The sequence below is a fragment of the Paenacidovorax caeni genome (genome assembly GCF_001298675.1).
GTDB classification, from domain to species: domain Bacteria; phylum Pseudomonadota; class Gammaproteobacteria; order Burkholderiales; family Burkholderiaceae_C; genus Paenacidovorax; species Paenacidovorax caeni.
In genome coordinates, this window is the sequence record NZ_CYIG01000009.1 from 95,178 (window position 1) to 101,621 (window position 6,444).

Consider the following 6,444-nt stretch of genomic DNA (forward strand, 5'->3'; position numbering starts at 1 on the left):
GATCAGCTCAGCCCTGCGTGAATGCCGAGCGGCCTTCGACGTAGTAGAGGATGGAGATGCGCGCTTTGCCGGCTGTGGCGGCTGTGCCGGTCTGCGCCACCAGCGCCTTCAGTGCCTCAGCCACGGTGTGCTTGTAGCCCGTGATGGTCAGCGCGGTGCGCCCGGCAGTCTTGAGGTCGATGGCAGCGGACGTATAGCGGTCGTCATCCGTGGCATCGCCCAGCTTCAACGTGGCCGTGGTGGCGCTGTTCCAGGGCGTGAGCACCGTCACGTCGCCTCCTGCCAGCACGGCATTGCCAGGCAGGTCGATGGCCGCCTCTGCCGTGCCGTAGGCCGTGATGTCGGCAAAGCCGATGGTGAGATGCGCAGCGATCAGCTCCTGGCGCGCGGGGTTCTTCTTGATGGGCATGGTGTGCTCCGTTCAACAACAGAGGGAAGGAAGGAGCGGGACCAGCAGGCCCCGCCCGCGAGGCTGCTTACTGGATGAAGTGGTCGATGGTGAAGAGGCCGAAGTCCTCCACCGACTGGTCGTAGATCGAATAGAACTGCGGCTTCAGGAAGCCCAGGATCTTGTCGAGGTTCAGCCCCACTTGGCTGTCGTACTGGAAGAGCTTTTCCACCCAGTCGCCAGGGCCGAGGTCGGCCATTCCCAGCGCCTGCGCACCGCAGACCAGCGTGCGGGTGCCGTTGACGTTTCCGCCCGCCCCCCACTTGGCGCCCGCCGCAGCGCCCTTAGTCGTGTAGACCAGGTTGTACTCGTGGAGCACTGCGCCATCCACGGTCACCGTGGCGCCCGTGAACCAGGGTGAGTCCTGGCCGTCCTTACCTGCTACAGCTACGACAGCCTTCAGGTAGTCGGGGTCCTTCTTCAGCGCGGCCAGCGTGCCAGGCGCCACGAACATCACGTAGTACGACTTGCCGCCCTTCATCAGCGGCTTGATGCGGTGCTCCTTCGCATAGGCGATGGCGTCCACGATCATGGCGTACTTGGGCACGAAGGCATTGGTGATGCTAGCCGTGCTCGACAAGTCCAGAGACGTGCCGGTCCACATGAGCGAACGCTTGGCCGAAGGTGCGCGCACGTCGGCCGCGAACTGCAGGCTGGGAAACACCGAGCCGATGCGCGGCGAGCCATCGTTGTTGAAGTTGTACCCGATGCCCGACATCGTGAGGAATGCGAGCTGATCGCAGCGATTGGCCAGCCAGTAGGCCAGCTTGTCGCGGCCCTGCTCACGGAAGTTGATGACCGTGCGCTGGTCTGCCAGCTTGCCCTTGTTCTTCACGCCATGGCTGATCTGGTCGATGGTGATGATCTGGCTGTGCGACTGCATCGCCTCTTCGTTGCCCTCGCGTTCATCGTCCCCAGCAACACCATCACCCACCAGGTCGGCCACGAGTTGGAAGAGGCACTGATCGCCCTTCTCGGTCTTGGTGAGCTCCTTGATGACCTGAACGACGTTGTTCTGGCCCTTGCCCATGAAGTTCTTGAGGAACATCTGGTCACGGGCAGCGCTCCAGGTCTCGCGTGCCCAATTGACCTTCTGAATCGGCGTCAACGCCGCAAAGTTGGTTTCCATGTCTGGCTCCAAAAAGTTCGGTTTCTTCTCGGGACATGACGCCGCCCAACTGCGAGAACATGGCTTCGGCGGCCAAGAGCGCCAGGCCGTTTAACGCCAGCCCGGGGCGAAGACATCCTGCTGAATCCAGGGGGCGGCAAGGTGGATGAATCCTTGCCGGCCCGGTGCTGCCCGTCAGTCGCCACGCGCCTTTTTGCGCTCGGCTTCCGGCAAGGCCATGTACTCCTCATCATTCATCTGGGAGGTGTCCACAGTCACTGGCGTGGCGCGGTTGCCCATGCCCGCCTGTGGCAGTGGAGGCTGCTGCAGGGAGTGGGCCGCGCCGCGCTCGTTGGCACGCTGTGTTCGCATATCACCAGAAGCTGCCCCATCCTGTCGAACCCCATAGGGGGCGGTCGCGGCGTGGGGTGCAAAGCGCGGTGCAATCGCCTGGACAGACTCGCGGATCGCCTGCGCATGGGGAATACCGCGTTGCACCTTCATGACCATCGAGGCCTCGATCAACTCCAGCGCCTGCGCGCCATCGGGCGACTCCAGCCAGGGGAACTGCTGCATCATCTGGTCAACCGCTTCGTTGGCCTGGCCACGCTCCCGCTCGCTGACACTGTTCTGCTGGAAACGCTCCAGCATCGACACCTCGATGGCCGTGTTGATCTTCAAGCGCAGAGCCGCAGCGGCCTTGGTGTCCCCGTCCAGCATCAGCTGGGCGTACTGCTCCTCGGCTTCCGGGATGCTGAAGCCCTGGGCGGCCGGCTGCGCTGCGGGTGCCGGCGCTGCAGCACCATTACGCGCGGAGAGCTGGGCACGCAGTTCCTCCACCTCGGACTCCAGCGCCTTGCGTCGGTCATTGACTTCGTTGAAGCGAGCGCGCGGGATGCCGCTGCCGCCCTTGTCACCGCCTGCATCGTCTGACTCGCCACCTGCCGCAGCTGCCTCGCCCTGGCCGGGCTGCTGCTCGCCTGTAGCTGCCAGCGTGTCGGCGCCCGGTTCGTCCGTCGCGCTGTCGCCACGCAGGCGGCGGCGCTCATCGGCGGACAGCGCCATGTAGGCATCGTCATCGTCCACGGTATCGGTGCCGCTGGTGTCGGTACCGTCGTCGCCCGCTGGGGCCATGTAGCGATCCAGGAGTCGCTTGAGCATTGGGTTCATGGTTTGGCTTCCTTCAAGATTGCAGGCCGTCAGCGGCCAGGGTTTCAATGCCTTCGTTCACTCCACGCGCCGGGCTGGCGGGCGTCAGAGGGTCGGTGTTGTGGGGCAGCTCAACAGCTGGCGTACCCTGCCCTGGCTGGGGCACGATGGGCGCCGCGTCGTGGTCAACAGCTCCGGCTGAGCGCAGCAAGCCATCAGCCAGCACGGCGGTCTGCGGGGTCTGCGCAATGACCTGGGCCGTCTGGATCGCGCTGTACTGGCTCTTGACCTGCACGTCCGTGGCCTGCACATCGGCCTTGCGTGCCTGCGCATCAAGCAGCCGCACACGCGCCTCGACCGTCGGGTCTTGCTGCGGCTGGTTGCTCTGCATGCTGGCCAGGATGTCGTGCTTGTCGGCCAGGTTCGAGTAGCGGATGACCTGCTGATCGGGGATGGAAATGCCCGCCTTGCGCATCTCCAGCGCCTGCTGGAACTGGCTGTTCTGGAACGTCACCTGCATGGGCTGCTCGGTCACCACCACGTCATAGGTGCCGATGGTCACGTCGTTCAGGTAGCCGCCCGAGGCCGGGTCGAACTTGTTAATCTCCAGCGCGCTCTCCACCTGCTTGCCCGTCAACGGGTCGGTCTCCGTGATGCGGAAGATGCGGTGGCTGTCGTAGTAGGTCTGGATCAGCTTCAGGATGCGCTTGGCCAGCAGGCGGCGGGTGTAGGCCAGGTTGTCCAGGGGCACGGCCAGCTGCTGCTGGCTGGCGAACTGCTTGGCCTGGATGGCCACGCCTGAGGTCTCCGGGCCCTGCTGCCCGCGCATGGCCTCGGGCACAGTCACATCCTTGAGCGCCTTGTCTGCTCGGTCAATGATGCGGTCTACGCCGGTTGGCACCTGGTTGGGCTCAATCTTGCGCGGCGCGGCGCTGCCCTTCTTGTACTCCACCACCAGGCCAGTGCGCGCGCCGATGCGCTCCAGCTCATCCATGGTCATGTTCGTGAGGGAACCCTCCTCAACGATCCACCCGCTGTTGGCGGCCGTGTTGACCACATGCACGTACTGGCTTACTGCCTTGTTCAGAGCCTCCTGCGGCCCCATGGCGTCATCCACCATACCGCCCGTCTTGCCGCGGCGGAAGTAGGCGAAATACGGCACCACGGTGAAATGCTCGTAGGGACTGTAGCCATCGAAGAGCGTAGCCGTCAGCGTGGTCACGGTCCACTTCACCCGGCGGCGCATGCGCTTGGCACGCACGGCACCTTGGGCCAGCGCATCCGCAATGGAGTCCTGGGCCATGTCAGGCTCTGCGCGCACGTCCCCGGTTGCCGGCCAGACGATGCAGCGGGTGGGCTCGTAGACGAAGCGCTGGCGGTCGATGATGCGGTAGCGCTCCAGGCCATCCTCCTTCTTGAGGCAGGCGTCGAAGTGACCCATGCTGTCGCGGCTGGCGAACTTGCTGCGCTCGTGCTCGTCGTCCATGTCGCCGAAGTCCCGGCCAGCGTCATTGCTCTCCTTGGCGGTCTTGCTCGCCTTGGGGCCGTAGAGCTGTGCGATCTCATCCAGGGTCAGCCAGCGGGTGATCAGCACATCGCCCCACTTGTCGGGGTCGTAGGATTTGGCATCCGGGTCCGGGATCACGTCCATGGGATCGAGGTCGCTCACCACGATGTCGCCCTGGATGTTGTTGTCGAAGCTCACCCGGACATCGAAGTAGCCACGCTGCTGGATGACGCCATCGCTGAAAACCTGCGTCTCGTGCCAATGCAGGTTGCACATGTCCACCACCTGCATGGCAACCTTGGAGAGGATGGTGGCCCGGTTCAGGTCGGCGTCACCACCACGCGGCTTGAAGGCGATGTCCATCCGGTTGTGGATCTGGTAGCCGATGGCCGCGTTGATGCTGGGCTTGATCTCGTTGAACTCGTAGCAGGGGCGGCGCTCCTGGGCGAGCTGGGCCCGGGCCTCGGGTGTCCACTGCCGGCCGCCGCCCATGTACATGTCCTCGCAGCGTGCGGCGTGCGGTAGGTAGTCAAGATGACCACGGTCCTTGGCGTACTGGTAGCGATCCCAGTTCTCGCGCGCGGCTTCGTCGCCGATGGAAGTCAGGGTGGTGCTGGTCATGGTCATGCGGTGGATTGGTCCCAGTGGCCTGGGCGGCCCACGCCAAGACGGTCGCGCCAGCTCGGTGCAGGCGTTGCCGTGGTGCTTGCAATGGGTGAAGCGAAGGTCAGCAAGAGCGAGTCCGCGCAATCAGGGCTGGGCAGCCCGCGCGCCTTCATGTCGTCCTTGCTCTCGATGACGATGCGCATGCGGCGGTCGTAGCCGTACTGCGGTCCGGTGAGGTCTGCTTCCATCTCTGGGTCTTCCGGCAGGCAGCCGCCCTCTTCCAGCCAGCTCTTTCCCTGGTCCCACAGCTCGGAGCGCTTGTTCCAGTAGCGGGATTCGTCGGTCGCCTTCTCCCCCACCTGGACAGGGAAGATCAGCTTGCCAAAGCCCATCTGACGCAGGCGGTCGATGACGCCCCAGCCCAGACCAGTGGCGTCGATGAAGACAGCATCGGGCTTGAACTCGTGGATCTCGAACGCGATCAGGTCTGCGAGCTTCATCAGGTCGGGCTCGCGCAGCTTCTTCTGCGGCCAGACGTGATTGCCCTGGCGCCGCGTGAAGACGGACTGGTCATCACCGTGGCGCGCCACGTCCACGCCCAGCACCTTGGCGAAGCTCCCGTAGCCCTGTGCCTTGCGGCGCTGCGCCTTGGCCACGGTGTCGAGGCTGATGAACTGCAGGCTGCCAGCACGCGGGAAGACGCCCCGCACGCGAACGCGCACGAAGTCGTGGTCTTCGCCGTAGTCGTCGATCCACTTCTGAATCTGGGCCTTGTTGGCCATCTTGGCCGTGCGGCTGTCCACTTGGCGCGTGATCCAGCGGTGCTTGAGCTTGCCGAAGCACTGGGCGAAGCGGCCCGTGGTCTGGGTCGGGTTGCCAAAGGCCAGCCACATCGCACCGGCCGTGGTCATGGCCCCCTCGGTCACCTCCCAGATCTTGTCAGCGATAGCCGAGGCCTCGTCGAAGATCACCAGGACGTGCTTCTCGTGCGTGCCCGCGAAGGCTTCGGAGTTGTGTTCCGTCCAGGGGATGGCTGCTGCAAACCATACCTCGGGGTAGAGGACATGGTGAAACTTGGTCGCCGACCAGTCGAACCAGTGGGCGTTGATGCTGAGCTTGTGCCACTTGGACAACTCGCGCCACGTCTTGGTGGTGAGCTGGGTCTTGGTGTTGGCCGTGACCACCACCTGCGGGAAGTCCCGCGTGCTCATGAACCACAGGATGATCCAGGCCACCAGCCCGGTCTTTCCAATACCGTGGCCGCTGGCCACTGCGATCTGGATGGCGGTCTGCACGTCGGCGCCGTTGCACAGCGCCTGGCGGATTTCTCCCATCACTTCGCACTGCCAGGTGTCGGGGCCGCTCTCGTTCGCCAGCGGCGTGCCAGCCTGGCCCCAGGGGAAGACATAGCGCACGAATCCCTCGGGGTCGTCGAAGAACGCCCCGATGTCATCCACCAGCTGCGCCTCGGCCTGAGCGGGCCGGGCCAGCCGACCCTTAGGGAAGGTCTGCAAAACCCCTGGTCATTCCGACTGGCGCAGAGCCTGATGAGGACCGACGATCACGGACATGGATCAGATCACGCTTGGCCTTGACCCCCTGCCCAAGAAAACCCGCAAAGAGGTC

5 protein-coding genes are annotated in these 6,444 nt (G+C 64.5%); all 5 read right to left on the bottom strand.

The window, feature by feature from the left end; genetic code table 11:
* Positions 1-7: 7 nt before the first annotated feature.
* Positions 8-409, bottom strand: coding sequence for a hypothetical protein (locus BN2503_RS06315; RefSeq protein ID WP_054255800.1), 402 nt, complete (start codon positions 407-409; stop codon positions 8-10).
* 67 nt (positions 410-476) lie between these two features.
* Positions 477-1,577, bottom strand: coding sequence for a N4-gp56 family major capsid protein (locus BN2503_RS06320; RefSeq protein ID WP_054255801.1), 1,101 nt, complete (start codon positions 1,575-1,577; stop codon positions 477-479).
* 174 nt (positions 1,578-1,751) lie between these two features.
* Positions 1,752-2,726 (bottom strand): hypothetical protein, encoded by a 975-nt coding sequence (locus BN2503_RS06325; RefSeq protein WP_139235346.1) that lies wholly within the window; start codon positions 2,724-2,726, stop codon positions 1,752-1,754.
* Between the two features lie 13 nt (positions 2,727-2,739).
* On the bottom strand, positions 2,740-4,833 hold the full coding sequence (locus BN2503_RS06330; RefSeq protein WP_054255803.1) for a portal protein: 2,094 nt from the start codon (positions 4,831-4,833) through the stop codon (positions 2,740-2,742).
* Between the two features lie 2 nt (positions 4,834-4,835).
* Entirely contained in the window at positions 4,836-6,332 is a 1,497-nt protein-coding gene (locus tag BN2503_RS06335) for a hypothetical protein (protein ID WP_054255804.1), read from the bottom strand.
* Between the last annotated feature and the right edge of the window lie 112 nt (positions 6,333-6,444).

What these genes read in the sequence shown, in the direction of transcription:
- BN2503_RS06315 (WP_054255800.1), bottom strand. Translation starts at nt 409, where the DNA reads ATGCCCATCAAGAAGAACCCCGCGCGCCAGGAGCTGATCGCTGCGCAT.
- BN2503_RS06320 (WP_054255801.1), bottom strand. Translation starts at nt 1,577, where the DNA reads ATGGAAACCAACTTTGCGGCGTTGACGCCGATTCAGAAGGTCAATTGG.
- BN2503_RS06325 (WP_139235346.1), bottom strand. Translation starts at nt 2,726, where the DNA reads ATGAACCCAATGCTCAAGCGACTCCTGGATCGCTACATGGCCCCAGCG.
- BN2503_RS06330 (WP_054255803.1), bottom strand. Translation starts at nt 4,833, where the DNA reads ATGACCAGCACCACCCTGACTTCCATCGGCGACGAAGCCGCGCGCGAG.